Genomic DNA, 24,594 nt, shown 5'->3' with positions numbered 1-24,594 from the left:
GACCGGGGCCCGGCGCGGAATTCATCGAGCACCGGGGGGCGGCGGGGCGCCGTCTCTCCCCCCGGCTCCCGGTCGACGCGGCTCAGTCGAACCAGCGTGCCCGTTCCAGCTCGGCCACCCGTTCCGGATCCTCCAGCAGCGCCGCCACCTCGAAGCGGCGGCCCCAGCGGCCCGCCGCCCAGGCCAGCCCCGCGGCGACGCCCTCCAACGTCGCCGCGTGCAGCACGCCGTCCGGTGTGCGGCGCCACTCCACGTCCGTGCCGTCGACGATCAGCTCGTCGTGTTCGCGGTACGTGCGCGGCGCCTCCGGGAGCAGCAGGCGCACCGCGTCCGGCACCTCCCGCTCCGTGCCCTCGCCGGACGCCGCGGCGTCGACGCGTCCCGGCACCGTCTCGCCGAGCCGCCGCACCTCCAGCACCGACGCGAGGGCCGCGGCGTGCGCGGGCGCCACCGGCAGCAGCGCCAAGTCGCCCGCCACCGGCACCAGATCGGGCGCGTCGGCGATCACGGCCTCGTCCCGCGGCACGACGTCGACGGCGCCCGTCGCGGCCCGTACGCAGCGCAACTCTTCGGGCAGCGTGACCTCTTCGGGGTCCAGCTGTGCCAACAGGCCGTAGAGACCGTGCAGTTGAGCGTGGCCCACCTCGGATTCCGGGTCGGCGAGCCGGCCCAGCAGCTCGGCGGCGCCGCCCGGTTCCTCCAGCAGCGCGGCCGCGGACGTACGGATGCCGAGCGCCCGCAGCACCTGGGCGTCCCCGAAGCCGGCCTCCGCCTCGTCGTACAGGCCGTCCAGCAGCGGATCGCCGCCGGCCGCGCGCAGACCGGCGGGGCGCCGGCCGCCCAGCACGGGGTGGCCGCGCAGCCACCACGCGGTGTACGGGCGTACGGTCTCCGTCACACCGTCGGGCAGCAGCACCCTCATGGGCTGGGTGAGCGCGTCACGCAGCGGCGGGCGCGCGAGCATCGCCAGCGCCTCCGGCCAGCAGTCGTCGTCCACGAGGTCCAGGTCGCGCACCGCCACCAGCTCCGAGGCGACGGGCGGCACGGCGACATCGGACTCGGGCAGCTGATCGAGCACGTCCTCGCACCACACGTCGACGGCGTCGAGCAGGCCCGCGTCGTCGGGTTCGGCGAAGTCGCCCTCGCGGGGCTCCAGTTCGTCCGGGTCGAGCACGACGTCCGTGGCCCGTACGAGGGCGAAGTCCGCCTGCACGCCGACCGCGGTCAGCGGCTGCTCGCCCCAGCGCTCGGCCAGCTCCTCGTCGCAGGCGGCCAGTTCGCCGTCGCGGATGACGCGCTCGAAGTCGCTGCCGGGAAAGACGAGTTCGCCCGCCGGTGCCGGCTCCCCCTCCTCGTCGGGCAGCGCCAGCGCGCCGAGCCACGGCTCCTCGCCCGGCGCCAGCCCGGCGTCCCGTACGAGCCCCAGCACGACCTCCGCCAACTCCTCGGCGTCCAGCGGCCCTTCGTCCCCGTCCCCGGCGAGGTCCCAGGCGTCGCCCTCGTCGAGCGACGCCGCGACCGCGGCCCTCACCTGCGGAGTGGTCAGCACGGCGCGCGCCGTGGCGCCCGTCGCACCGAGCTTCTCCAGCAGCGGATGCACCGCGTCCTCGTGCGCGACCTTCAGCCCGAGCCGCGCCAGCCGCCCCGCGCGCTCCGGCTCCATCGACGAGTCCGGCAGCGGCAGCAGCACCTGCCGGGGGCCGACCGTCGTACGCGTGCCGGGGCCGGCGAGCGGCACCGGCAGGCCCGTGAGCCGGTCGGGATCCACGCCGGCGAGCGAGTCGTACAGCCTCCGCCACCAGTCCGGGGTGCGCACCACGCCCGCGAGCCGGTCGATCACCTCGCCCAGCGGCACCCGCGCCACGTTCAGCGCGCGCAGCTCCGCACGCCGCTCCATCCCGGCGGGCAGCAGGCCCGGGAACAGCTCCGCCAGCACGCCGACCGTGGCGCCGCCCGCGCCCTCCGCGATCTCCGCCTCGCGGGGCCGCAGCACGACGGGGTCGCCCTCCTCGTCCTTCGCGGCACCCGCGAGGAACCGCGCGCCCGGCAGCTTCGACAGCAGCAACTGCCGTAGCCCGCCGTCGAGTTCACCCTTGCCCAGGGGGCCGGGGACCAGGTCCACGACCTCGGGCGTCACGGGCCGCCACTCGCTCAGCAGCCGCACATACGCCTCCGCGGCCCGCTCCAGCAGGAAGTCCGTCAGCGGGCCCGGTGCGACATGGCGCCGCGTGGGCTCCAGGGGAAAGCTCGCGATCAACAACGCGGGCAGGCCCAGCGGTTCGTCCGTCGGCGTCGGCGCGTGCACGCACGGGGCCGTCGGTGGCCGTACGGGAGCACCGTCCTCCACCGGCACGGCCCACGTCACCGACCACGCCGGGCGCGTCCGCTCCTCGACGGGCCGGTCCTCCAGCAGCGCCGCGTCCGCCACCCCGCTGTCCCGCACCACCCGCCAGCGCCGCACGCCGCCGTCGCCCCGCCGTACGTCCACGAACGGGCCGTCCTCGTGGCGCGTCAGGGTCCTGACGCCCTCCCCGGTCTCCACGACCACCTCGGACAGACCGGGCAGCGTCAGCAGCAGCGCGTCGTCGACCTCGGCCAGCAGCCGCTCCGCCAACTCCCGCGCGCCCGCGTCCCGCAGCGGCAGCACCACGGCCGTGTCATAGCTCTCGGGAGCCTCGCCCTCGGCGGGCAACGGCAGCCGCAGCAGCGGCGCGTGCCCTTCCCGGCGGCGCAACTCCTCACCGAGCGCGGGCAGTTCGCCCGCCGCCTCCTGCACCATCCGCCGCGCCTCGTCCAGCGACCAGCGCACGCCGCCCGTGGCACCCAGCACGGCGGGCTCGTCGCTGACGGCGAGCACGGCGGAGAATCCCACGCCGAACCTGCCCACCGCGGCGGCGTCCTCGTCGTCCCGCTTCGCGGAGGCGCGCAGCGTCGACAGCGACTCGACGCCCTCGGCGTCCAGCGGCGCACCGCTGTTGGACGCGACGAGCGCACCGTCGCGGAGGGTGAGCCGCAGCCGCCCGGGTGTGCCGGCGCGGGCGGCCGCGTCGGAGGCGTTCTGCGCCAGCTCGATGACGAGCCGGTCCCGGTAACCCCCGAGCGCCAGCTCCTGCTCGGCGTTGGCGTCCTCGCGGAACCGCGCGGGCGAGGCGATCCAGGCGTCGAGCACGCCACGCCGCAACCGCGCCGTCCCGAACGGATCCGCCGCCGCTTCTCCCTGCCCCATGACCGCCTCCTCCATCACACGGGCCCCTGGACCCCGCGTCGCGACGGTACGGCATCGCCCGGCGGCCCGGGCCCGGCGGTGTGCCCGTTCGGTGCGTGATTGGTGTCGCTTCAGGTGAGTTCGCGGGACCGCGGACCCAGACGCGGGTCAAGCCGTGGGTCGGGCCGTGGGTCGGGCCGTGGGTGGAGGAGGCCTCCCCGCCGAAGGCAGGGGATCTCCCGCCGAAGGCGAGGGACCTCCCGCCGAAGGCAGGGGATCTCCCGCCGAAGGCAAGGGACCTCCCGGCTCTCCCGCCGAAGGCGTTGCCCTACGGCCGAAGGCAAGGGACCTCCCGCCGAAAGCAGGGGAAGGAAAGCAAGCGAAGCGTCCGGGCATGTGCGCCGGAGCGGCCCGCGCCCGGAGCCGGAAGCCAACCGGACGCGCGCGCCCGGGTGTTCAGGACAGCTCGTCCGCCCGCGTCTCGTCGATCACCGGGGGCGGCGGCTGGGGCGGCTTCGGCATGACCGCCGCCTCCGAGTGGCCACCGCAGCCGTACGTCAGGGAGACCACATGGCCGTCCGCCGGGCTGTACTCGTTGGCGCAGACCCCGAACGCCTGCCGCAGCGACCCCGCGAGCGGCATCAGGAAGCCGCACGTCACGCAGCTCGCCGGTGCGGACTGTGCCATGGGCGTGCCCGCGCCGTACTCCTCGTCCCAGCGGTCGGCGGCCGTCTCCAGCCCGTACCGGGAGAGGACGCGACGGCGCCCCATGCCCAGCTCCTGCGCGACTGCCGTGATCGCGCCGCGCTCGGGCGGCGGGACGATCTCGCTCGGCGAACCCGGTTCGAGGTCGGCGTCCACCGCCTCGGCGACCTCTTCGACCTCGGGCGTCGCCACCGCCTCGGCGGGACCGGCGGCACCCTCCGCCTCCGTGCCGGCATCACCCCCGACATCGGCATCGGCACCCGCACCGGCACCGGAACCAGAACCGGAACCGTCGGCGCCCCCGGCGCCACCGGCACCGCCCGACACGAGCCGCAGGTCGTCCGCCTCCGTCGGCAGCAGGTCCCCCGGCCCGAGGTCGCCCGGCCGGAGCCGTTCGCTCCACGGGACCCACTCGGGGGCCAGCAGCGCGTCGGGCCCGGGCAGCAGCACCGTCTCGTCCAGCGTGACCGCCTTCGCGCGTGAGGCGCGGGTCAGGGTGGCCGCCCAACGCCAGCCGCGGTAGGCCCACTCCAGGCATTCGAAATAGTGCGTGACGACGCGGTCCCCGTCGGCGACGACCTCGATGTGGTCGCCGACCTCCCCGGGCCCGGCCGCGGCCTCGACGGCCTCGCGCGCGAGTGCGACGGCTTCGGCGCAGAGCCGGTCCGGGGCAGAGGCTCGGCGGGTACGGCTGCTCCGCGTCGCGGCGGTCATGCTGCACTCACAAGAATCGTGTCTCCTACGCCATAGCGCCTTTCCGGCGTGCACTCCCGTACGGCGGCCGCCACGGGGACGGTTCCCTTGCCCTGCCTTCGGCGGGGAGCCGCTCGGTTTGCGGACGGAGCGGGACCTGGGAGCCGCTGCGAACGTCCGCGCCCCGCTCGGGGCCGTGGGGAGCGCACCGGCGACCACGCTACCCCACGGATTCGGCGAGCCCTCCCGGAGGGATTCCGTACCGGCGCAGCGGCGGGCGGCCCCCGCCCCCGGCCGCCGCCCGACCGGCGTGGACTGTCCGCATCCGTCCCCGCACCTGGGGCAGACTGAAGCTCGTGGCTGCCGGGCAGGGACGCGCACGTCGTCTGCTTCATGGGGCCGCGCGTGCCGTGCGACGGCCACCCGCGGCGGTGGCCCGCCGCCTGCGGCGCTTCACGCACGGCGAGGGGGCCGGGGAGTCCGGTCTGGGCAGGCTCATCGAGCTGCACGCCGTCAACTCGGCGGGCGACATGCTGATCACGGTCGCCCTCGCCTCGACGATCTTCTTCTCCGTGCCGACGGGCGAGGCCCGTGGCCGGGTGGCGTTGTATCTGCTCGTGACGATGGCGCCGTTCGCGCTGCTCGCGCCCGTGATCGGGCCGCTGCTGGACAGGGTGCCGCACGGCCGGCGGGCCGCGATGGCCGCGTCGATGCTGGCGCGTGCGCTGCTCGCGCTGGCGCTGTCGGGCGCGGTGGGAACCGGTGGCCTGGAGCTGTATCCGGCGGCACTGGCGGTGCTGGTGTCGTCGAAGGCGTACGGGGTGGTGCGTTCCGCGGTGGTGCCGCGGCTGCTGCCGCCGACGTTCTCGCTGGTGAAGGCGAATTCGCGGGTCACGCTGGCGGGGCTGGTGGCGACGGGCGCGGCCGCGCCGCTCGGCGCGGTGCTGCATCAGCTGGGGGCGGCGCTGCCGCTGTACGGGGCGTTCGCCGTGTTCGCGCTGGGGATGTTCCTGTCGTTCTCGCTGAACGGCCGGGTCGACTCGGCGAAGGGCGAGCGGAAGGCGCGGCTCGCCCCGGCACGCCCCCGCACCGCGCGGGACCACGGCAGGGCAACCGGAAGCGAGTTCGGGAGCGGCACCGGGCAGAGAGGCAGAGACGGCACCGGGTACGGGAACGGCAAGCGGCCCGGGCTGCGGGCCGTGAGCCCGTCCGTCAGCAGCGCGCTGGTGGCCAACTCCGCGCTGCGCGGCCTGTCCGGCTTCCTCACCTTCTTCCTCGCCTTCCTCCTGCGCGACCAGCCGCTCACCGGTCTCTCGGGCGCCTTCTCGCTCGGGCTGGTGGCCGTCGCCGCGGGCGGCGGCAACGCGCTCGGCACGGCGATCGGCGCCTGGCTCAGGGCCCGCGGCCCCGAGGTCATCATCGCGGTGGTGCTGGCCGGAGCTCTGGGCGCCGCCGTCGCCGCAGCGGTGCTCTACGGAACGGTCACGGCCGCGGTCGTCGCCGCGGCGGCGGGCATCTCGCAGGCGCTCGGCAAGCTGTCGCTGGACGCGCTGATCCAGCGGGACGTGCCGGAGGAGGTGCGTACGTCCGCGTTCGCGCGTTCGGAGACGCTGATGCAGATGTCGTGGGTCGTGGGCGGAGGGCTGGGCATCTCGCTGCCGCTGGTCGCGCCGCTGGGGATGGCGACGGGCGCGGTGGTGATCGCGGCCGGCGCGGTCTTCTCCGTACGCGGTCTGCTGCGGGCCGCGAGAGGCGGGGCCCCGCACCCGCGCGTCGCCTGACCCGCACCGGACTTCGCGGGTGACCCCCGCCGGACTTCGCGAGCACCCGGAGCCCTCGCGCACGCCGGAACCCTCGCGCACACCGGAGCCCTCGCGCACACCGGAGGCCGTGGACGCCCGGGCATCCGCGCGCCGGTAGCCTGCGGCCATGTCCCCAGCGCGGATCCTGATCGTCACTGCCGTGACCGCCGAACGGGACGCCGTGACGGCGGGCCTGGAGCAGGCCGGACAGAACGCGGAAACCGAGGTGACCGCCGCCGGAGTCGGTCCCGCCGCCGCCGCTGCCCGCACTGCCACCGCCCTCGCCCGCGCCGCCTCCTCCGGCTCGCCCTTCACGCTCGTCGTCTCGGCGGGCATCGCCGGCGGCTTCGGGCAGCCGCTCGGCGGCACCGTCGTCGCCTCGTCGATCGTGGCCGCGGACCTCGGCGCCACCACCCCCGAGGGCTTCGCGTCCGTCGCCGATCTGGGTTTCGGCCGGGCGGAACACCGTCCGCCGCCCGCGCTCGTACGGGACGTGGCCGACGCGGCGGGCGCTGCGTCCGGACCGCTGCTCACGGTCTCCACGGTGACCGGAACGGCCGCCCGCGCAAGGGAGTTGGCGTCCCGCCACCCGGGCGCGGTCGGCGAGGCGATGGAGGGGTTCGGGGTGGCCGAGGCGGCGGCGTTGCACGGCGTACCGGCGATGGAGCTGCGCACCGTCTCCAATCCCGTCGGCCCGCGCGACCGTGCGGCCTGGCGGATCCCGGAGGCGCTGTCGGCCCTGGGGACCGGTTGCGCGGCGATGCTGCCCGTGCTGCGAGCATGGGAGCCATGAGCGACACCGACGACAGGAGCACGGACGACAGGGGCACCGACGGCAGGGACGGCGGCCGGGATTCCGCCGAGGCCCCGCTGAGCATCGCCTTCTCCCCGTGCCCTAACGACACCTTCGTCTTCGACGCCTGGGCGCACGGCCGGGTGCCGGACGCCCCTCCGCTCGACGTCACGTTCGCGGACATCGACATCACCAACGGCATGGCGGAGCGCGGCGAGGGCGACGTGCTGAAGGTGTCGTACGGGATCCTGCCGTGGGTGCTCGGTGAGTACGCCCTGCTGCCCTGCGGCGGTGCCCTCGGCCGCGGCTGCGGTCCGCTCGTGCTGACCCGGGAGCCGCTCGCCGGGGGCGCCACCGAGGCATCCGGCACCCAGGGGGTCTCGCTGAAGGGCGGGACGGTCGCGGTGCCGAGCGAACGCTCCACGGCGTATCTGCTCTTCCGCCTCTGGGCGGCCGAGCAAGTCCCGGGCGGAGTGGGCGAGGTGGTGGTGCTGCCGTTCGACGAGATCATGCCGGCCGTGCGGGACGGCAGGGTCGACGCGGGACTGGTCATCCACGAGGCGCGCTTCACATACCAGCGGTACGGGCTGCACAAGCTGGCCGACATGGGCGAGCACTGGGAGCACACCACGGGCCTGCCGATCCCGCTGGGCGCGATCGTCGCCCGCCGTTCGCTGGGCCGGGAGATGCTGCTGCGGCTGGCGGACGCGGCGCGCGAATCGGTGCGGGCGGCCTGGGCGGACCCGGAGGCGTCCCGCCCGTATGTGCTGGAGCACGCACAGGAGATGGACCCGTCCGTCGCGGACCAGCACATCGGGCTCTACGTCAACGAGTTCACCGCCGACCTCGGTGAGGACGGAATCGCCGCGGTGCGGGGGCTGCTTACCCGTGCCGCCGCGGAGGGCCTGGTGCCGGCCTTCCCCGAGGAGGCGCTCGCCTTCCCGCCGCGACCGTAGCGCCCCGGCCCGGCCCGGCGGCCGGTGCGCGGCGGACGGTGCGCGGTGGCCGGACGGCGGCCGGACACCGCCTAGACGTCGAGCTGGTCCGCTACCGCCCGCAGCATGCCGGCGATCTTGCGGCCGTGCTGCTTGTCCGGGTAACGGCCGCGCTCCAGACCTTGGGCGACGCCGTCGAGCAGCGTGGTCAGGTCCTGGACGATGGAGGCCAGTTCGTCGGGCTTGCGCCGCTGCGCCGCCGCGACCGAGGGAGCCGGGTCCAGCACGCTCACCGAGAGGGCCTGGTCACCGCGCTGCCCGGCGACGACGCCGAACTCGACCTTCTGGCCGGGCTTCAGCGCGTCCACTCCGCTCGGCAACACGGAGGAATGCACGAAGACATCGCCGCCGTCGTCGCGGGAGAGGAAGCCGAAGCCCTTCTCGCTGTTGAACCACTTGACCTTGCCGGTAGGCACGTCTGTCCTCGTCCTCGTACTGCCGGGCAGCCTCGGCTGCGTCCTGAAACCTGTGATCTCTTCTGAATCTGGCTCCGAAGAGCAAGCTGAGCGGGCCGAATGACCCGCTCACACCAAGGCTAATCCCCGGTGCCCGGTGACCATATGGCGCCGAGCGGTTCCTCCGCGTCCTCCGTATTGCCCACCGATCTACCCTCGCTTCGTCAACACTGAAACGTCCCGGCCCGGTGATCTTCTCGTACGATCCGGCGGGGCCGTCCCGCGTCGGCCGAGCCCTTCAGCGGCGCTTGCGCAAGGCCGCCCGGCCCGGAACTACGCCCAGGCCACAGGGGTCACAACGGGCCCCGCTCAGCCCGCGTTCCGCGAGCGCGAGCAGTGGCGGGCGAACCAGGCGGGGAAGTCGGGCAGGCCGCCCTCCAGTACCACTCCGGCACCGGCCGCGCGCAGTTCGTCCGCGTCGCAGGGCCCGGTCGGCACGGCGACGGAGAGCGCGCCCGCGGTCCTGGCTCCGCGTACGTCGCCGGTGTGGTCGCCCACGTACACGCTCGCGCCGAATTCCCGCAGCGCCTCCGCCTTCGCCTCCGCCCACAGCCATCCCGCAACGGCGTCGGGCTCGATGCCGAGATGTGCCAGATGGAGCCCGGCGTTGGGCTCGTGCTTCGCGGTGACGACGACGGCGCGGCCGCCCGCCTCGCGTACGGCGGCGACGGCTTCGCGGGCGCCGGGCAGCGCGGGGGACGGCTCGATCGCGTACCGCGGATACAGCTCGCGGTAGCGGTCGGCGGCCCACGGGATGTCGCCGTCGGGGAACCAGTGCGCCAACTCCTGTTCCAGGGGCGGCCCGAGGCGGGTCACGGTCAGCGCGGAGTCGATGTACGTGCCGGTCTCGGCGGACAGTGCCTCGTAGGTGGCCTCGATGCCGGGGCGGCTGTCGATGAGCGTCATGTCGAGGTCGAAGCCGACGGTGGGGACCGGGAGTCCGGCGGCGCCCGTGCCGTGCGGGGCGGCAGGAGGATGCTGGTCGTACGAAGCCATATCGGCCATTCTGCCCCGCGGCGCCGGACCGGGCGGGCCGCCCCCGCTAGAGCCGGGTGCGCTGCTCGGAGCGCGGATCGCGCACCGTGGTACCGCTGTTGAGCACTCCGTCCATCGCGCGTGCGCGCCAGTGCCGGGTGGAGTCGTACAGCGGGGCTTCGGTGTCGACCGTGGAGATCAGCACGCCGGAGCGGTTGCGCGGCAGCCGGCCCGTGGTGACGCCGTCGGCGCGCACGAAGAAGGCACCCCAACAGCTTTCCCTGGCCGAGGAGTTGGGGCAGCTGATCCATACGTGGTTCGCCGCCGCCTCGGCGGTCATCGTCGCGGGCATCGTGATGCCGGGGTACGTGTCGCCCGTGTTGAGGCGCAGCACGTCCTCGCCGATCGCCTCGCGGATGGCGGCGAGCTTGGCGGGCGACATGTGCCCGGCGTGGAAGGAGTGCAGGACCAGCTGCACGCCCTGCCGCTTGTACTCGCGGTACAGCTCGGGGAATCGGAAGTCGTAGCAGATCAGCGTGGCGCAGCGGACGCCGCCGACGGTGAAGACGACCGGGTGGTCGCCCGGTGTGTAGTGCGCCAGGTCGCCGGTGCGGGCCTCGGGGTCGCCGGAGCAGAAGCGCTTGTCGTAGCGGTCGACGAGGGAACCGGAGTCGTCGATGACGTACAGGCTGTTGTGCGGTTTGTGGTCCCCGGTCAGCGGATGCGCCGAGCCGAGCACCACCCACAGCCGCAGTTCGGCGGCGAGCTCCATCACGCGCCGGGTGCAGGATTCGAGCAACTCCCAGTCGAATCCGCGGTGATCGGCGAAGTCCACGCCCGCGTAGCCGGAGAGGGCGGCCTCGGGGAAGTGCGCGATGTCCGCGCCCTGTTCCTTCGCGTGTCTCAACTGGCGTGTGACATGGCGGCAGTTGCTGTCGATGCGGGCGTCGACGGGGAACTGGCAGGTCGCCACGGTGAGTTGAGCCATGACGCTCAGCGTCCCACGGCGGCCACACCCGCGCGCACCGCCACGAAGCCCGCCGTGAGCGCTGCCTCAAGCGATCGGCGCGGTTCGTACGGGCTCTGCGCGGGCGTCCTCCGACGTGCTCACGCCCGGGGCCGCCGGGCGCGCCAGACGAGGAACAGCGCGCTGGCGACGGCCGCGACGCGCAGCACCACGGGCCCCGCCTCCGTGAGCGCACGGCCCAGCTCCTTGCCGCCCTCGGCCAGCGGTTCGCCCCACCGTCGTTCGGCCCGGCCCCACAGCCACACGGCCGTGCCCGCGGCGACGAGTCCCGGCATGCCCGCCGCGGCCCACTTCGCCTCCGTACGGCGCAGGCGCGGCGACCACCAGGCCGCGAGCCAGCCCACGGCGAGCGCGATCAGCGAGCCGGAGACGGCACCGGCCACCAGCACCACGGCCGCGCCCCACTCCACGACGCCGCCCGCGCGACGGCCGGCACCCGCGAGGCGCGCACGCCCGGGCCACAGCCGCCGGGCGCGGCCCGCCGCGCCCGCACCGACGCCGCCCGCCGCGTCTTCCTCGACGGTCTCGTCGTCCGGCGCCTTGCGCGCCGCCGGAACCGGGCTCAACGGGCGGGCGCCCGCCGGGCGTTGCTCGCCCTCCTCGCCGCCGCCGGGCGGCGGCTTGAGCAGCTCGGGCAGCTCGATTCCGCCCACGAATCCGGGCACCGGCTCCCCGAACGTACGGCTGCCGCCGCCGTCGCCGTACGGAGTGGGGTCGACACGCCACCAGTCCGGGTCGGACTCCTCGGGGCCCAGCTCGTCCATGCCCGCGAGATGGGGCGCGGAGGCGCCGTACGAGGCGGTGGGGGCGGCGGGCGCCGGAGGCTCGGAGGGGCGCTTGCGCAGGGAGATCTTCGGGATCCTGCCGGAGGGTTCGCCATCGGATCCGGTGCGCGATCCAGTGCCCGGTCCGATGGGGCCGGAGCCGCCGCCTGCCCCGGAAGCGCCGGATCCGCCGAAACCACCGAAACCGCCGGACCCGGTGGACCCGCCGAAACCGGTGGAGTCACCGGAGGCCCCGGAGCCGCCCGAGCCCCGCGCCGCCACGACCTCCTCGGGCTTGCCGAGCCGCGCGAGGATCTTCTTCACCCCGGCCTTGGTCTCGACGCCGGCCTGCTCGGCCCGCATCCGGTCGATCTCGCCGCGCAGGCCGTTCACCAGGCGTGCCCGTTCCGCGGCCGTCATCGGCGTGCTGTGGGCCAGGTCGCCGATCCGGCTCAGATAATCGAATACGAGCTTGTCGCTCTCGATCCCCACCAATTCCCCAACGACTGCTAGCCCTTGGCGCCTGCCCTGCCGTTGCCAGGCTCGTCCCCGACGTTACCCTGCGCGGCCCGCGCTAACGTGGGCTGGATGAGCACCGAGCACAGCGGCGGCAGCGGCGCCGCACCCCGTACGCTCGCCGACGATCTGCGCGCACGCGACGACGCGGCGCTCGCCGAGCTGCTCCGCACCCGCCCGGACCTGCTCTCGCCCGTCCCCAACGACCTCACGCAGCTCGCCACCCGCGCCGGCACCCGTGCCTCCGTCGTGCGGGCGGTGGAGAGGCTGGACAGGTTCGCGCTCCAGACGGCCGAGGCCATCGCCGTGGCTCCCGACCCGTGCCCGTACGGGACGCTCGAAGCGCTGCTGGCCGGCGACCCGGAAGCGGACACGGGCGGCCCGGACACGGATTACGCGGATCCCGCGGGCGCCGCCACCCGCGAGGCCGTCGCCGCCGAACTGTCCCGCGCCCTGCGCACCCTGCGCGAGCAGGCGCTGCTGTGGGGCGACGACGACCGGCTCCATCTGGTGCGCACCGCAAGGGAGTTGCTCACTCCGTCCCCGTCCGCTCCGTCGCCCACGGGTCTCGGCCCGACGCTCGCCGAGGCGACCGCCGGGATGTCGCCGGGCCGGCTCCAGGACATCCTCGCCCACGCCGGACTGCCCGGGACGCACGACCCGGTGAGCGCGCTGGCAGCCCTCTCCGCGCTCTTCGCCGACCGCGAGCGCACCGACGCCCTGCTGGAGGGCGCGCCCGTCGAATCCCTCGCGATGCTCGACAGGCTGCGCTGGGGGCCGCCGTACGGATCCGTGCAGAGCGACATGCCCTCGGCGCCCGTCACTTGGCTGCTCGACCGCGGGCTGCTGGTGCGGACCGCGCCGCGCACCGTCGTGCTGCCCCGCGAGGTCGCCCTGCATCTGCGCGGCGGGCGTGCGCACCGCGACGTGGAGCCGCTCGCCCCGCCGCCCGCGGTGCGCCGCGAGTATCCGCCGGAGGCCGTCGACGAGACGGCCGCGGGGCAGGCGCTGGCCGCGCTCGGCACGCTGGAGGATCTGCTGTCCGACTGGGAGAGCGACCCGCCGTCCGTGCTGCGCGCGGGCGGCCTCGGCGTACGGGACCTCAAGCGCAGCGCCGCCGCGCTCGACCTGCCGGAGCCGACGGCGGCCTTCTGGGTCGAACTCGCCTACACCGCGGGCCTGTCGGCGTCCGACAGCGAGCCCGACGAGGGGTACGCGCCGACGCCCGCCTACGACGAGTGGCTGGCCCGCCCCGCGCACGAGCGCTGGTCCCGGATCGTGCTGCGCTGGCTGCACGGCACCCGCGTACCGGGCCTGGTCGGCACCCGCGACGCCAAGGGACGCGGTCTCGCCGCGCTCGGCCAGGGCCTCGACCGCGGCCTCGCCGCCGATGTGCGCCGCCGCACCCTGGAGCTGCTCGCCGCCCTCGAACCCGGCTCGGCCCCCACGCGCCACTCCGTCCTGGAGCGGCTGCGCTGGGAGCGCCCGCTGCGCGGCACCGGCGGCGCGGCGGGGGCGGCTTCGGGCGACCTGCGCACGCAGCTGGCCGAATGGGCCCTGCACGAGGCCGAGTTGCTGGGGCTGACGGGGCGCGGCGCGCTCGCCTCGTACGCGCGTGAACTGGTGGCGCCGGACGGCGGCAGCCGCACCGCGGCCGAGCTGGAGGCCGCCGCGGCCAGGGCCGCGGGCCGCCTCGCGCCGCTCCTGCCCGAGCCGCTGGACCACATCCTGCTCCAGGCCGATCTGACGGCGGTCGCGCCCGGCCCGCTTCAGCGCCCGCTCGCCGCCATGCTGGACGTCCTGGCCGACGTCGAGTCCAAGGGGGGCGCCACCGTGTACCGCTTCACGCCGGGCTCCGTGCGCCGCGCGCTCGACGCGGGCCGCACCGCGAGCGACATCCACGCGTTTCTCGCCGCGCACTCGCGAACTCCCGTGCCGCAGCCGCTGAGTTACCTCGTGGACGACGTCGCCCGCAGGCACGGCAGGCTGCGCGTCGGCGCCGCGTCCTCGTACGTACGCTGCGACGACGACGCGCTGCTCACCGAGATCACCGCCGACAGGCGCTCGGCGCCGATGCGGCTGCGGCTGCTCGCGCCCACGGTGCTCGCCTCGCCGCTGCCGCCGGACCAACTGCTCGCGAAACTACGGGAGATGGGGTACGCACCGGCCGCCGAGTCCGCTGAGGGCGATGTGCTGATCGCCCGCGCCGACGCCCACCGCACACCGCCGCGCACCCCGCCCGAGCCGGTGCCCGACGGGCCGCCCGTGCCGGACGCGGCGCTGCTGACCGCCGCCGTGCGGGCTATCAGGGCCGGCGACCACGCGGCGAACGCGGAGACCAGGGCGGCCAGGCCGCCGGGGCGCGGGCCCAAGACACAGGACGCCTCCGGCGGGCCCCTGCCGCGTACGACGTCGGCGGACACGATCGCCACGATGCGTTCGGCGGCGGTGTCGGGCGAGGCGCTGTGGATCGGCTACGTCAACGCCGACGGCGCCGCCAGCCGGCGCGTGATCGCACCGGTGAAGGTGGAGGGCGGACTCGTCACGGCGTACGACCACACCGCCGACGAGGTCCGCACATATCCGCTGCACCGGATCACCGGCGTCGCGGAACTGGCGTGAAACGGCGGCCCACGACGGTGGTGAACCTCAAGGGCCACCGCGACGACCCCGGCTTCGCCGACGTCGTCTACGTCGGCCGTCCCATGCACCGCGGCGGCTGGCACCTGGAGGGCTCGCCGCTGGCGAGCCCCTTCCGCCCGGGGCGCGACGGCACCAGGGACGAGGTCCTGGAGAGATACCGCGCGCATCTGCTGGGCCGCGAGGACCTGCTCGCGCTGCTGCCGGAGCTACGCGGCCGCAGGCTGGGCTGCTGGTGCGTCCCCGAGGCGTGCCACGCACAAGTGATCGCCGAACTCGCGGACGCCGAGGCCGACTTCGGGGAACGGGACGGCCCCGGGGCGGGAAGCACCCCCGGCGGCGGCGGTTGAAGAGGCACCCCCTCCCGGAGCCTCCGGAAGGGGGTGCTGGGTCGTCGGGTGGTGAGGGTTCGTGTGGCGGGGGTTCGTGTGGTGGGGGTCCGTTCAGCCGCGTGAGGCGCCCGCGGGCCACACGACGTCGACGGCGAGCCCGGCGTTCCGCGCCCCCGTGACGATGTCCGACGTCGTGCCCGCCTTCTCCTCCGAGCCCGGCTGGCCGTCCCAGATGGCGACCAGCCGGTCGGCGCGCTCCAGCAGCACCGCGTTCGCCGCCTCGTAGGCCTTGCGGTCGGCGTTCGCGTACGGCAGCACGATCACCTCGTCCGCCGCCGCGGTGAGCCGGTCGTAGGTCTCCGCGTGCTCCGGTTTCACGGTGGCCTGCCGGTAGTCGCGGCTGGGCAGCACCGCCACCAGCCGTCCGCCCGCCGCCAGGACCGACTCCGCGAAGAGTGAGTCCGCGCCCGCGGCCACACACGACAGACCCACGAGCCCCGAGGGCTCGAACATCCGCAGCAGGCGCTCCAGTTCCGCCCGTACCAGCGGCACCGTCTCCTCGGACAGCTCCATGTGCCCGGTTACCGCAACTTTCGTCGCCATCCCGGTCGCTCTCCTTCGTCAGTTCCGTTCAACGCGCCCCTCGGAAACGGTCACGCATCTCATACGGACCACTACACCTTGTGTGCGGACGTATAACCGTATAGGCGCTTGCACCTCATGCGTGGCCACACGCACGGCAGGCGCCCGTGTGGACCCATGGGGCACACTGGACGTTTGACCCGGACGCACCCGGAGCGAACGGCGCGCGAGACGGAGGAAGCACGAGTGAACGGTGGGCCGCTGATCGTCCAGAGCGACAAGACGCTGCTGCTGGAGGTCGACCACGAGCAGGCGGACGAGTGCCGCCGCGCCATCGCTCCCTTCGCGGAACTGGAGCGGGCGCCCGAGCACATCCACACCTACCGCCTCACGCCGCTCGGCCTGTGGAACGCACGTGCCGCGGGGCATGACGCCGAGCAGGTCATCGACGCGCTCGTCGCGCACGCCCGGTACCCGGTGCCGCACGCCCTGCTCGTCGACGTAGCCGAGACGATGGCGCGATACGGGCGGCTGCGCCTGCTCAAGCACCCCTCGCACGGGCTGGTGCTGGAGAGCAGCGACCGCCCGGTGCTGGAGGAGGTGCTGCGGTCGAAGAAGATCCAGCCGCTCACCGGTGCGCGGATCGACGAGGACACCGTCGCCGTGCATCCCTCCGAGCGCGGGCAGATCAAGCAGGTGCTGCTGAAGCTGGGCTGGCCCGCGGAGGACCTGGCCGGTTACGTGGACGGCGAGGCGCACCCCGTCGCCCTGGAGGAGGGCGACTGGTCGATGCGCCCGTACCAGCAGCAGGCCGTCGAGGGCTTCTGGCACGGCGGCTCCGGCGTGGTCGTGCTGCCCTGCGGCGCGGGCAAGACGCTGGTGGGCGCGGGCGCGATGGCGCAGGCGCAGGCGACGACGCTGATCCTGGTCACCAACACGGTCGCGGCGCGGCAGTGGAAGTCGGAGCTGGTGCGCCGTACGTCGCTCACCGAGGAGGAGATCGGCGAATACAGCGGCACCCGCAAGGAGATCCGGCCTGTCACCATCGCCACGTACCAGGTGGTGACGGTGAAGCGGAAGGGCGTCTATCCGCATCTGGAGCTGTTCGACTCCCGCGACTGGGGCCTGATCATCTACGACGAGGTGCATCTGCTGCCGGCGCCCGTCTTCAAGTTCACCGCGGACCTCCAGGCGCGCCGCCGCCTCGGTCTGACCGCGACGCTCGTACGCGAGGACGGCCGGGAGTCGGACGTCTTCTCCCTCATCGGCCCGAAGCGTTTCGACGCGCCGTGGAAGGAGATCGAGACGCAGGGCTACATCGCGCCGGCCGACTGCGTCGAGGTGCGGGTGAGCCTCACCGACTCCGAGCGGCTGGCGTACGCGACGGCCGAGACCGAGGAGAAGTACCGCTTCTGCGCCACCACCGACAGCAAGCGCCGCGTGACCGAGGCGCTGGTGCGGCGGCACGAGGGCCAGCAGACGCTGGTGATCGGGCAGTACATCGACCAGCTCGACGAGCTGGGCGAGCACATCGGCGCGCCCGTCATCAAGGGCGACACCACCAACAAGCAGCGCGAGAAGCTCTTCGACGCCTTCCGCACGGGCGAGTTGAGCACCCTCGTCGTCTCCAAGGTCGCCAACTTCTCCGTGGACCTGCCGGAGGCGACCGTCGCCATCCAGGTCTCCGGCACCTTCGGCTCACGCCAGGAGGAGGCGCAGCGGCTGGGCCGCATCCTGCGTCCGAAGGCCGACGGCCACGAGGCGCGCTTCTACTCCGTCGTCGCCCGGGACACCATCGACCAGGACTTCGCCGCACACCGGCAGCGCTTCCTCGCCGAACAGGGCTACGCCTACCGCATCGTCGACTCCCAGGACCTGCTGACCGCCCAGCCCGAGGCCGCGCCGGACAGCGAGACCGAGTAGCAGCGCACGGCCGCCGCGGCGAGCAGGCCCAGCGTCAGCAGCGCGTACGGCGAGGCGAACGGCTGGAGCCACCAGGCCAGCCGCAGATCGCCGTCGCCGTGCTTCGGTACGAGCCACAGCGTGCGGGCCGAGAAGACCGCCGCGAGCGCGAGCACCGCGCCCTGGCCGGCTCCGAGCCGTGCCCGCTCGGCCGCCAGCAGCACCAGCAGCGGCACGCACCACACCCAGTGGTGGGACCAGCTGATCGGGGAGACGAGCAGCGCCGTGAACGCGCTGACCATCAGCGCCCACGCGGGCTGCCCGTGCCGCAGGTGCACGTGGCGGGCCAGCACCAGGCCGCCCGCGGCGGCGGCAGCGGCGGGCAGCAGCCAGAGCAGGCCGGGGTCCGCGGTGTGCGCGAGCCGGGCGACGAGCCCCTGCAACGACTGGTTGTCGACGATCCACGCCTTGCCGACCCTCGCCGTCTCGAAGACCCGCCGGGTGAAGAACTCCCAGCTGGCGGACGGCAGTACGAGCGCTCCGGCCAGCACCGTGCCGGCGAAGCCTGCGAGCGCGGTGAGGCCCGCGCGTACCCGTCCGGTCAGCAGCAGGTGCACGGCGAAGACCGCGGGCGTGAGCTTGATGCCGGAGGCGACGCCGACGGCCAGGCCCTTGGCGCGGGCACCGTCGGGGCGTCCCATGTCCCACAGGACGAGGCAGACGAGCAGCAGGTTGATCTGGCCGAAGACGAGCGTCTGGAAGACGGGCTCCAGCCACAGGGCGACTGCGGTGACGGCGAGCAGCACGGCGGTGCGGCTCCAGCGGCGGGTGCGACGAGGGACCCCGGGTTTCGCGTCGGGCGGGGCGCCGGGCTCCGAGCCGGGCGAGGTGCTGGGCTCCGCTTCGGGCGGGGTGCCGTGATGGGTGTCGCGGGCGCCCTCGTACGGGACGTCCTCCGCGAGGCGCAGCGAGAGGTGGACGAGAAGCGCGAGCAGAAGGGCGTTGCCGACGAGGAAGGCGACCTTGGTGACGGCGGGGGAGAGCCACACCGTGGGCACGAACAGCAGGGCTGCGAACGGCGGATAGGTCGCCGGGAGATGCCAGGCGGTGACCGTGAAGCCGTAGAGGTCGCGCCCGCCTGCCACGGCCGCGCCCTCCGCGCGGTAGACCAGCAGGTCCGCCATCGGGTAGCGCTGCACGGCGCAGAGCACGGCTAGCGCGGCGAGCGAGAGTGCGAGAAGCCCCGCGGCGGCGAGCGTCCCGCCCCGTGTGCCGCTCCTGCCGCCGGTTCTCCAGCCGGTGCACTCGCCGGTCCTGCCGCCGGTGCTCTCGCCGGGTCTCCAGCCGGTGCTCCCGCCGGTCCCGCCGCCCCCGTTGGTGTCCGAGTGCCGGGCTCGTGCCTGCCCGCCGTCTGCGTCCGGCCGCCGTGTCACCTGCGCCGTCTCTCCCTTCCGAAGGTCCCGGGCCCCGTGGACGCGCCCCCGTACACGAACCCCTGCGCGTGAACCCTTGCACGAGCCGTGTCCGAGCCGTACACGGTCTCCCGGCGAGAAGTCCCTTCTCCGTACGGGAAATCCATTGGCCCGACCGGCCACGGCGGCACTAGGCTTCCGCGTCTGCCGCCTCCCGCCTACGGGCCCGGGAGGACTCCGACCGCTCGGCAACCGGTCGGCCATCCTTCCCCACCCGCACACACCGCGCACCGCGAACGCCGCTTCGTACCGCCGCTTCGTGCCGTGCCGCGCCGCACCGCGCCTGGAGGCAACACCGTGTCCGCCCCTGCCCACTCCGGCCACGCCCGCAATCCCCTCGACGGCGAACGGGCTCATCTGGCCGCTTCCCGCGCCGCGCTGCGCGCCATGCGCGCCGACGCCGAAGCCCTCGACATCAGCGACGTCACGGCCAACTGGGTCAACGCCGAGACGCTGCGCGCCGATCTCGAAGCACGCATCGACTCGCTCGCCGATCTCGCCCACGCCCCGCTCTTCTTCGGCCGCCTCGACTACGTGACGGACAAGAGCTTCTACATCGGCCGCCGTCACGTCCACGACACGGACGGCGACCCGATGGTGATCGACTGGCGGGCGCCGGTCTCCCAGCCGTTCTACCGAGCGTCGAAGAAGGACCCCCAGGACGTCGCGATGCGCCGCCGCTTCGGCTACGCGGGCGGCGAACTGACCGCGTACGAGGACGAGGACCTGACCGACCCCGCCGGGGCCGGGACCGCGTCCCGGCTGCTCCAGGCGGAGATCGAGCGCCCCCGCGTCGGCCCCATGCGGGACATCGTCGCGACGATCCAGCCCGAGCAGGACGAGATCGTACGGGCGGGGATCGAGGGCTCCCTGTGCGTGCAGGGCGCGCCCGGCACCGGCAAGACCGCGGTCGGGCTGCACCGTGTCGCGTATCTGCTCTACACGCACCGCGAGCGGCTGGCCCGCACCGGCACCCTCGTCGTCGGCCCCAACTCCTCGTTCCTGCACTACATCGAGCAGGTGCTGCCCGCGCTCGGCGAGATGTCGGTGCGGCAGGCGACGGTCACGGACCTGGTGGCGCACGTCCCGGTGCGCGGCGAGGACGTTGCCGCAGCAGCCGGCGTCAAGGGCGACGCGCGGATGGCGAAGGTGCTGCGCCGCGCGGTGCGTTCCGGGGTGAGCATGCCGCAGGAGCCGTGCGTGGTGGTGCGGGGCTCGCGGCGCTGGCGGGTCCCGGCGTACGAACTGACCGAGCTGATCGAGGAGTTGCTGAACCGCGACATCCGGTACGGGGCGGCGCGCGAGGCCCTTCCGCAGCGCATCGCGCACGCGGTGCTGGTGCGCATGGAGCAGGCGGGCGAGGCCCCGGACGACCGGGTGCAGGACGCGGTCGCCCGGAACGCCGCGGTGAAGGCCGTGGTGAAGGCCTGCTGGCCGGCGGTGGACCCGGCGAAGCTGGTGCTGCGTCTGCTCTCCGACGCGGAGTTCCTCGCCGAGCAGGCCGAGGGGATCCTCACGGAGGAGGAGCAGCAGGCGGTGCTGTGGGCGAAGCCGGCCCGCGGGGTCCGCTCCGCGCCCTGGTCGGAGGCCGACGCCGTGCTCGTGGACGAGGTCAACGACCTTGTCAGCCGCACGAGTTCGCTGGGGCATGTGGTGCTGGACGAGGCGCAGGACCTGTCGCCCATGCAGTACCGGGCGGTGGGCCGCCGCTGCTCCACCGGTTCGGTGACCGTGCTCGGCGACATCGCCCAGGGCACCACCCCGTGGGCGACGGCGAGTTGGGAGGAGGCGCTGCGCCATCTGGGCAAACCGGCCGCCGCCGTCGAGGAGTTGACGCTCGGCTTCCGTGTGCCGCGTCAGGTCATCGCCTACGCCTCCCGGCTGCTGCCCGAGATCGCTCCCCTGCTGAGGGAGGCCACGTCGATCCGCGAGTCGCCGGGGGACTTCTCCGTACGCGCCTGCCCGCAGGGCGAGTTGGACGCCGCCGTCGTCGAGGCGTGCCGTGCGGCGCTGCGGCGGGAGGGCTCCGTCGGGCTGATCGCGGCGGAGTCCCGGACGCCCGCGCTGGCCCGTGCGCTGGAGGCCGCCGGGCTGCCGCATCTCGCGCCGGGCACGGAGACCAGCGAGGGCTCCCGGCTCACCCTCGTACCGGCGACGCTGGCCAAGGGCCTGGAGTACGACCACGTGGTGCTGGACGAGCCCGCAGCGATCACCGCGGCGGAGCCGGACCTCCGTACGGGACTGCGCAGGCTCTATGTGTGCCTGACCCGCGCGGTCTCCGGTCTGGCGGTGCTGCACTCGGCGCCGCTGCCGGACGCGCTGGCGGAGGCGTGAACTCGGGGCACAGCGGGGCGGGTTGACGTCGCGGCGGCGGCCCGCCCTCCCCGGCTGAGGTTCCGCGGGCACCCCTTTCCTCAGGCGAGTTCCTCAGTTTTCCTCAGTCGAGCTGCCCCACCCACCCGATGACGAACAGCACGCCCGCCGCACCGCAGAGCAACACCACGGGCAGCACCCAGCGGCCCCTGCGACCGCCCCGCAGCGGTGCCGTCGCTGCCCCGCCCCGGGCCCACGCCCATACGCACGGCCGTACGCACGGCCGCGGATACCCGCACCCGCACCCCCACCCGTCCGCGGCGCGGATGCGGGCGCCACCGCCGCGCCGCGCCGCTCATCCGTCGGCGTGCTGACGCGCCGCCAGCGCGTGCACCACCTCGCGCGTCGAGGGATACAGCTCCAGGTAGTGCCCGTACAGCTCGTCGTAGATCCGGGCGCGATCCGGGTCCGGGACGACCGTCGAGCGGTGCGGATTCCACTCCGCGATGTCCTCACGGCGCGCGAGGCCCGTGCCGACCGCCGCCAGGAACGCGTCGCCGTGGGCCGCGCCGACGGTGTGGCGCGGTACGGACTGCTCCAGCCCCGTGACGTCCGTGACGATCTGCGTCCACAGGTCCCGTGCGCCGCCGCCGACCGCCACCAGCCGCCGCAGGTCTCCGCCCGCCTCCCGCATGGCGGCGAGGTTGTGCCGTACGCCGAAGGCCGTGGCCTCCAGCGCGGCACGGTAGAGATGGGCGCGGCCGTGCCGCAGCGTCAGCCCGGCGACGACGCCGCGGGCATCGGGGTCGAAGACCGGCGTGCGCTCCCCCGCGAAGTACGGGAGCATCAGCAACCCCTCGGCGCCGGGCGGCAGTTCGGCCGCCTCCTCAGTCAGGGTCGCGTACCCGGCGCCGGTCAGATCGCGCAGCCAGGCGGTGATCGCGCCGGAGGTGGCCATGCCCGCGGCGAGGCAGTAAGTGCCCTCGTACGCCCCGGCGGTGGACCACAGCCGCACGTCGGGCACCGGCTCGCCGACCACGTCGACCAGGAACATCGTCGTCCCGTACATCAGCATCAGATCGCCGGGGGCGGTCGCGCCGGCGGACGCCGACTCCGCCCACGCGTCGATCGTGCCCGCTACGACGGGCGTGCCCGCGGGGATGCCGGTCGCCGTGGCGGCGCCGGGGATCACCTCGCCCACCACCTGTGCGGGCCACACGAGTTCGGGCCATTCCAGGCCGGGCGCGACCTCCTCGCACCACTCCTCGATCCAGCCGCCGCCGCGCAGGTCGTGCAGCGGGTCGCACTGGCTGGCCGAGTGGTGGTCGAGCACATACGCGCCCGTGAGCCGCCGCACGAGATACGAACTCGCCATGTACCAGCGGCGCATGCGCCCGTACACCTCGGGCTCGCGCTGCCGCACCCAGGCGAACTTCGGGCCGAGGGCCTGGCTGGTGAGCGCGGAGCCGCAGCGCCGCATGATCTCGTCCGGGCCGTAGCAGGCGGTCAGTTCGGCGACCTGGTCGCCCGCGCGGGTGTCGACGCCGTAGAGGATCGCGGGGCGCAGCGGCTCGTCGGCGTCGCCCGCGGGCAGCAGGCACGGGCCGATGCCGCTGACTCCGACGCCCGCGAGGCGCTCACCGGCGGGCGCGTGGGCGAGCAGTTCGGCGGCCAGTCCGGTGAAGTCCCGCCACCACACCTCCTCCGCGTCGTGCTCGACCCAGCCGGGCCGCGGGCTGGAGGTGGCGTGCTCGCGCACGGCCTGTGCGACGAACTGCCCGTCGTCGCGGGTCAGTACGCCCTTGGAGCTGGAGGTGCCGATGTCGATGCCGAGCAGGAGGGTCATGGCACCACGCTCTCAGCATCCGCACCCCCGGGACCCGCCGCACCCCCGGGACCGGCCGCGCCGCCGGGACCGGCCGCGCCGCCGGGACCGGCCACGTCGCCGAACCCGTCGTAGCGGATGCCGAGTTGGCCGCACACGGCGCGCAGCTCCGCGACGTGGTCGCCCGGCACGGCGTGGATGTGGTTGGCGCCGAACCTGGAGAGGAACTCCTCGGCACCGCAGCCGAGCGACGCGAAGGCGTGCGGCCACTCCCACGTGGAGGCCCGCATCATGCGCTCGTTGGTCTCGTCGTCGTACGTCTCGAAGCCGCCCCGCATCACGTGCATCCGGTACGCGCCGTCCTGCCGGGTCAGCCGCGCGAAGGTCATGGGACCCGGGGCGGCGAGGTGCTGCACGGACGCGCCGCCCGCCGGGAAGTAGAAGACCTCCGGGTGCAGCGTGACGTGCCGCAGGTTCTCCGCCGGGTCGTCGGAGCGCGCCGCGTACCAGGTGGCGTGCTGGCCCGAGTTGCACAGGTCCCAGACGTCCTTGTCGGCGTGGTAGTGGCGCACGTCGGCGAAGAGCACCGGGTCGCCCGTGAGCAGCTTCAGGATCTGCATGGTCAGCGCGGCGTCCATGTCGGCCTCGGTGGAGGTGACATGGGTGTCCTTCGGGCCCTCCCAGTCGTAGGGGTCGTTGAGGAAGGCCTCGGCGATGTCCATCGTGCAGAAGTTCGCGGTCAGTTCGGGCTGGCCCTTGATCCCGGAGAAGTCCAGGTTCCATTCGTCGATCAGCTCGCGCATCGCGTAGTACGTGCGGATCTGCCGCTCCAGCAGCTGCGGGGTGAGGCGGTCGCCGTCGTAGCGGACGGCGGCGGCGTGCCTCTCCAGCCATTCACGGGCGGCGGTGACGCGCGACTGCCCGGCGTTTTCGCTGCGCCGTACGACCTCCCACTGGTCGATCTCCTCGACGTCGACGCCGAAGGTCCTCATCCACTGGTCGGTGTTCGCGGTGGCTGTGTACATCCCCATCGGGCGTCCGCCGATCCGGCCGAAGGTCGAGCCGCGCAGGCCGGTCACCGCCGCCGCGGCCCGCACGTGGCTCAGTATCCGCTCGCGTACGGCGGGGTCGTCCAGGTCGCCCCACGCGCGTGCGTGCGTACGGCCCAGCTGGTCGAGGGCGCCGCCGCCGGCCAGCATGCCGACCATGCCCGGGAATTGGGGATCGATGTTGGCCACGAGCAGCAGCGGCCCGGGGGTGGACTCGGCGGCCAGCGCGGTGAAGTGCGGGAAGGTCCACACGGAGTGGTGGAGGATCGTGATGTCCGGGTGCCGGTCTGCCAGCCAGCGCGCCTGTGAGACGGCGAGAGCGTTGCTGCCGACCTGCTCGGGGGAGACGAACACCTCGTGTCCCGCCTCCCGCAGCACGCCGGCGAGCCGGGCCGCGGACCGCTCCACGTGGTCGTGGACGTCGCGCTGCACATAGTCGCGGCCGTCGGTGACCGGGAGCAGACCGATGCGTGCCATGGAGTTCCTCCAGACGTCGTGCGGTGGATTCTTGCCAGGTGGGTGCTTGTCGGGTGGGTGCTTGCCGGGTGG

At 74.2% G+C, this 24,594-nt stretch carries 17 protein-coding genes; 7 read left to right on the top strand and 10 right to left on the bottom strand.

Going from position 1 to position 24,594, the window contains the following annotated elements:
- Nucleotides 1-82 precede the first annotated feature (82 nt).
- Both HCC61_RS16260 and HCC61_RS16255 read right to left on the bottom strand, forming a co-directional pair.
- Nucleotides 83-3,226, bottom strand: coding sequence for a molecular chaperone Hsp90 (locus tag HCC61_RS16260; RefSeq protein WP_169136183.1), 3,144 nt, complete (start codon nucleotides 3,224-3,226; stop codon nucleotides 83-85).
- A 435-nt stretch (nucleotides 3,227-3,661) separates the two neighbouring features.
- A complete protein-coding gene (locus HCC61_RS16255) occupies nucleotides 3,662-4,624 on the bottom strand; it encodes a DUF3027 domain-containing protein (protein ID WP_169136182.1) in 963 nt (320 codons plus the stop codon).
- 365 nt (nucleotides 4,625-4,989) lie between these two features.
- Here HCC61_RS16255 and HCC61_RS16250 point away from each other — a divergent pair, with 365 nt between their 5' ends.
- The 3 genes from HCC61_RS16250 (at nucleotide 4,990) to HCC61_RS16240 (ending at nucleotide 8,154) form a co-directional block, all read left to right on the top strand.
- Nucleotides 4,990-6,384, top strand: a complete 1,395-nt coding sequence (locus tag HCC61_RS16250; protein WP_169136397.1) for an MFS transporter — start codon at nucleotides 4,990-4,992, stop codon at nucleotides 6,382-6,384.
- 148 nt (nucleotides 6,385-6,532) lie between these two features.
- Nucleotides 6,533-7,198, top strand: a complete 666-nt coding sequence (locus HCC61_RS16245; protein ID WP_169136181.1) for a futalosine hydrolase — start codon at nucleotides 6,533-6,535, stop codon at nucleotides 7,196-7,198.
- The gene (locus HCC61_RS16240) at nucleotides 7,195-8,154 is read left to right on the top strand and encodes a 1,4-dihydroxy-6-naphthoate synthase (protein WP_169136180.1); all 960 of its coding nucleotides are present in this window, start codon (nucleotides 7,195-7,197) and stop codon (nucleotides 8,152-8,154) included. The genes HCC61_RS16245 and HCC61_RS16240 overlap by 4 nt, the downstream gene beginning before the upstream one ends.
- Nucleotides 8,155-8,225: 71 nt before the next feature.
- On the opposite strand, the gene HCC61_RS31225 is transcribed toward HCC61_RS16240, so the two are convergent.
- The 4 genes from HCC61_RS31225 to HCC61_RS16220 form a co-directional block, all read right to left on the bottom strand.
- Nucleotides 8,226-8,609 carry a cold-shock protein gene (locus HCC61_RS31225; protein WP_070019891.1) on the bottom strand — a complete coding sequence of 128 codons (384 nt, stop codon included), beginning with the start codon at nucleotides 8,607-8,609 and terminating at the stop codon, nucleotides 8,226-8,228.
- A gap of 348 nt (nucleotides 8,610-8,957) precedes the next feature.
- The gene (locus HCC61_RS16230; protein WP_277349065.1) at nucleotides 8,958-9,644 is read right to left on the bottom strand and encodes an HAD hydrolase-like protein; all 687 of its coding nucleotides are present in this window, start codon (nucleotides 9,642-9,644) and stop codon (nucleotides 8,958-8,960) included.
- 46 nt (nucleotides 9,645-9,690) lie between these two features.
- Nucleotides 9,691-10,611 (bottom strand): carbon-nitrogen hydrolase family protein, encoded by a 921-nt coding sequence (locus HCC61_RS16225; protein WP_169136178.1) that lies wholly within the window; start codon nucleotides 10,609-10,611, stop codon nucleotides 9,691-9,693.
- Nucleotides 10,612-10,730: 119 nt separating this feature from the next.
- Nucleotides 10,731-11,906 (bottom strand): hypothetical protein, encoded by a 1,176-nt coding sequence (locus tag HCC61_RS16220; RefSeq protein ID WP_169136177.1) that lies wholly within the window; start codon nucleotides 11,904-11,906, stop codon nucleotides 10,731-10,733.
- A 96-nt stretch (nucleotides 11,907-12,002) separates the two neighbouring features.
- Between HCC61_RS16220 and HCC61_RS16215 the strand changes: the two genes are divergently transcribed.
- A complete protein-coding gene (locus HCC61_RS16215) occupies nucleotides 12,003-14,552 on the top strand; it encodes a helicase-associated domain-containing protein (protein WP_169136176.1) in 2,550 nt (849 codons plus the stop codon).
- On the top strand, nucleotides 14,549-14,920 hold the full coding sequence (locus tag HCC61_RS16210; RefSeq protein ID WP_169136175.1) for a DUF4326 domain-containing protein: 372 nt from the start codon (nucleotides 14,549-14,551) through the stop codon (nucleotides 14,918-14,920). The genes HCC61_RS16215 and HCC61_RS16210 overlap by 4 nt, the downstream gene beginning before the upstream one ends.
- A gap of 93 nt (nucleotides 14,921-15,013) precedes the next feature.
- Here HCC61_RS16210 and HCC61_RS16205 read toward each other — a convergent pair whose 3' ends face one another.
- Nucleotides 15,014-15,505: a hypothetical protein gene (locus HCC61_RS16205; protein WP_169136174.1), complete on the bottom strand. Its 492-nt coding sequence runs from the start codon at nucleotides 15,503-15,505 to the stop codon at nucleotides 15,014-15,016.
- Nucleotides 15,506-15,730: 225 nt separating this feature from the next.
- Here HCC61_RS16205 and HCC61_RS16200 point away from each other — a divergent pair, with 225 nt between their 5' ends.
- A complete protein-coding gene (locus tag HCC61_RS16200; RefSeq protein WP_346777231.1) occupies nucleotides 15,731-17,407 on the top strand; it encodes a DNA repair helicase XPB in 1,677 nt (558 codons plus the stop codon).
- Here the strand turns inward: HCC61_RS16200 and HCC61_RS16195 are convergent.
- Entirely contained in the window at nucleotides 17,335-18,570 is a 1,236-nt protein-coding gene (locus tag HCC61_RS16195; protein ID WP_169136395.1) for a glycosyltransferase 87 family protein, read from the bottom strand. The genes HCC61_RS16200 and HCC61_RS16195 overlap by 73 nt on opposite strands.
- A gap of 585 nt (nucleotides 18,571-19,155) precedes the next feature.
- Here HCC61_RS16195 and HCC61_RS16190 point away from each other — a divergent pair.
- A complete protein-coding gene (locus tag HCC61_RS16190) occupies nucleotides 19,156-21,192 on the top strand; it encodes an AAA family ATPase (RefSeq protein ID WP_346777230.1) in 2,037 nt (678 codons plus the stop codon).
- A gap of 334 nt (nucleotides 21,193-21,526) precedes the next feature.
- Here the strand turns inward: HCC61_RS16190 and HCC61_RS16185 are convergent, their stop codons facing one another.
- Entirely contained in the window at nucleotides 21,527-23,017 is a 1,491-nt protein-coding gene (locus HCC61_RS16185; protein WP_169136173.1) for an FGGY-family carbohydrate kinase, read from the bottom strand.
- Complete coding sequence (locus HCC61_RS16180; protein ID WP_169136172.1) at nucleotides 23,014-24,522, bottom strand: L-fucose/L-arabinose isomerase family protein; 1,509 nt, start codon at nucleotides 24,520-24,522, stop codon at nucleotides 23,014-23,016. The genes HCC61_RS16185 and HCC61_RS16180 overlap by 4 nt, the downstream gene beginning before the upstream one ends.
- Nucleotides 24,523-24,594 lie beyond the last annotated feature (72 nt).

The sequence above is a fragment of the Streptomyces sp. HNM0575 genome, from assembly GCF_012726265.1.
In the GTDB taxonomy this organism is placed as follows: Bacteria; Actinomycetota; Actinomycetes; order Streptomycetales; family Streptomycetaceae; genus Streptomyces.
This window is presented reverse-complemented; position numbering and strand designations above follow the sequence as displayed.